We start from the raw sequence: 684 nt of genomic DNA, 5'->3' as shown, positions 1-684 counted from the left end.
GTAATTCATATTGATAACGCTTTTCTACAGAAGGACCGTCTAAATCAACCGGAATTTCTGTTTCTACACAAATCCTATGCCTATCATCTTCAATCCCCTCTTCTCCCTTTCCAAGCTCTTTGACAAAAACACAATAAAAACGCGTTGATAAAAGCATCTCTAGCCTTCTTACCGTTTCAGCCTTATCAAAGGAAAGCATATTCATATAATCTTCTTTGCTATTTAAATGCTCTGGATAATCTATCATCTACCCCTCCTAAATAAAATGCCGTGGATAACTACAGCCACGGGCGCCAGCCGATTCATAAATGGCATTCCGTATAATGATTGCACGCAGATGTGGATTGATATTCGTAGTATCTGACCAGTCTCCACCAGCCAACAATGCATACATATCTTTTTTAAACTGTACATTTGGTGAGGTTCCAGTTACCGTTTGCATGAAACAAACATCTTTCACAAATTGCCAAACATAACCGCAACCATCTTCACAACCGATATGCGAAACCATCCGTATATTTGCCGTATTCTTATAACCTCCAGAATGTTTTGGTGAAGGTGCTTTTTTGCCTTGAATCCCACCACCTTCATTGCTTCCATACATCGCGGAGGCAAATTCTGTATTATTGAGCAAAGCCTTCCTAACACGCAGCATATCGGATATGTGATCTGTTTGTAGACGGT

The 684-nt window shown here is 40.1% G+C and carries 1 protein-coding gene and 1 pseudogene; both read right to left on the bottom strand.

The window, feature by feature from the left end; genetic code table 11:
• Positions 1-247 (bottom strand): hypothetical protein (locus ACFILY_RS09650; protein WP_375673382.1); only part of this gene is annotated, 247 nt, incomplete at its 3' end.
• Positions 248-256: 9 nt separating this feature from the next.
• A pseudogene (locus ACFILY_RS09645) lies at positions 257-684 on the bottom strand (hypothetical protein); the annotation flags it as partial.

The organism is Bartonella sp. CL25QHWL (genome assembly GCF_042195335.1).
Lineage (GTDB): Bacteria > Pseudomonadota > Alphaproteobacteria > Rhizobiales > Rhizobiaceae > Bartonella.
The sequence above is the reverse complement of the archived record's forward strand: the minus strand, read 5'-3'. Positions and strand labels throughout refer to the sequence as shown.